Annotated in this window: 1 protein-coding gene; it reads right to left on the reverse strand. The window is 69.2% G+C overall.

Going from position 1 to position 2,174, the window contains the following annotated elements:
• Positions 1–2,150 (reverse strand): condensation domain-containing protein (locus ACFW01_RS38350; protein WP_384511486.1); only part of this gene is annotated, 2,150 nt, incomplete at its 3' end.
• Between the last annotated feature and the right edge of the window lie 24 nt (positions 2,151–2,174).

The raw sequence follows: 2,174 nt of genomic DNA on the forward strand, positions 1-2,174 counted from the left end.
ACCGACTCCGGCCCCACCCCCCGACCCACCAGCAACCGCGCCAGACGATTCGCCCGCACATCCAACTCCCCATACGACACCTCAACCCCGTCAGCGACCACCGCCACCGCCCCCGGATCCCGTGCCACCTGCGCCTCGAACAACCCCGGAAGCGTCGCAACACCCACCTCCACCCCCGTACCGTTCCACTCCACCAACACCCGGTCCCGCTCAGCGGCGCCGATCACACTCAGTGTGCCGACGCGTATCCCGGGATCGGCCGTCACCGCGTCCAGCACCCGCACCAGGCGACCCGCCAGCCGTTGCGCACTGTCCGGCTCGAAAACATCCGCTGCGGCGATGACCACGCCCCGCAGACCCGCCGGCATGCCGTCCTCGTCGAAGACCTCACCCACCAGCACATCCAGATCGAACTTCGCCGCCACCGTCCCCGACGGCATCCCCTCCACCCCGACCCCGGGAAGATCCAGACGGGCTTCACCCGCGTTCAGCAGCGTGAGCACCACCTGGAACAACGGATGCCACGCCAACGAACGCACCGGCGCGAGTTCCTCCACCAGCCGCTCGAACGGCACATCCTGATGCGCCAACGCCCCGAGATCGGCCTGCCGCACCCGCTCCAGCAGCTCACGGAACGTCGGATCCCCCGACAGGTCCGTCCGCAGGACCAGGGTGTTCACGAAGAAGCCGACCAGATCGTCCAAAGCCTCGTCGGTCCGGCCCGCGTTCGTTGTCCCGACCGGGATGTCCGTGCCCGCGCCCAGCCGGGACAGCAGCGTGGCCAGCGCCGCCTGCAGCACCATGAACACCGTCACACCCTCGGCCCGCGCCACCTCCACCAGCCGCGCGTGCACCTGCGCCGGAACCTCCAACGGCACACTGTGTCCCCGGTGACTGGCCACCGCCGGCCGCTCACGGTCGAACGGCAGCACCAGCTTCTCCGGCGCCCCTTCCAGCACACCACGCCAGTACTCCACCTGCCGGGCCAGCACACTGCCCGCATCCCCCTCATCACCCAGCAACTCCCGCTGCCACAACGCGTAATCCGCATACTGCACCGGCAACGACTCCCACACCGGCACCCTGCCCTCGCAGCGGGCCGCGTAGGCAACAGAGACATCCCGCGCCAACGGACCCGTCGACCAGCCGTCCGTCGCAATGTGATGCGTCAGAACAACCAGCACCCGCTCACCCGCATCTGTGGTGAACAGCGATGCCCGGAACGGCACCTCCACCGACAGATCGAAGGCATACCCCTCCGCCTCGGCCACCGCCCCCTCAAGCTCTGCCCCGGCCACCTCCACCACGTCGAGGTCCCACACCAGTTCCTGGGCGCTGAGGATCTGCTGATAGGGCTCGCCCTCGTACACGGGGAAGACCGTGCGCAGCACCTCGTGCCGCCCGACCACGTCACGCAGAGCCTGACTCAAGGCCGCACGGTCCACATCCCCCGACAACCGCAACGACACCGGCACGTTATAAGTCGCACTCGGCCCCTCAAGCTGCCCCAGGAACCACAGCCGACGCTGCGCGAACGACAACGGCACCCGCTCCGGACGCACCCCGGCCGTCAACGGCAGCCGCGCCTCATCCGCCTCCGCCAATCGCGCCGCCAGACCAGCCACCGTCGGCGCCTCGAACAGCGCCCGCAACGGCACCTCCACCCCAAGCACCGAACGAACCCGACTCACCAACCGCACCGCCAGCAGCGAATGCCCACCCAGCGCGAAGAAGTCGTCATCCACCCCCACAGCAGACAATCCCAGAACATCAGCAAACGCAGCGCACAGCAGCTCCTCTCGAACGTCGGCCGGCCGTCGGCCCACCGTCGTCGTGGAACTGAACTCCGGCGCGGGCAGGGCCTTGCGATCCAGCTTGCCGTTACGCGTCAGCGGCAGCTCGTCCAGCACCACCACCGCCGACGGCACCATGTATCCCGGCAGCCGCTCCGCTGTGAACGCGCTCACCGCCGCGCGCAGCCCCTCCTCGTCCCCTTCACCATCGATGTCCGCGGGGACGACGTATGCCACCAGCCGGACCTCGCCCGGGGTGTCTTCCCGCGCGATCACGGCGGCCTGGGCCACCTGCGGATGCGCCAGGACCGCGGCCTGGACCTCGCCCGGCTCGATCCGGAACCCACGGATCTTCACCTGCTCATCCGCACGCCCCGCGAA

This window comes from Streptomyces sp. NPDC058985 (genome assembly GCF_042740985.1).
In the GTDB taxonomy this organism is placed as follows: Bacteria; Actinomycetota; Actinomycetes; order Streptomycetales; family Streptomycetaceae; genus Streptomyces.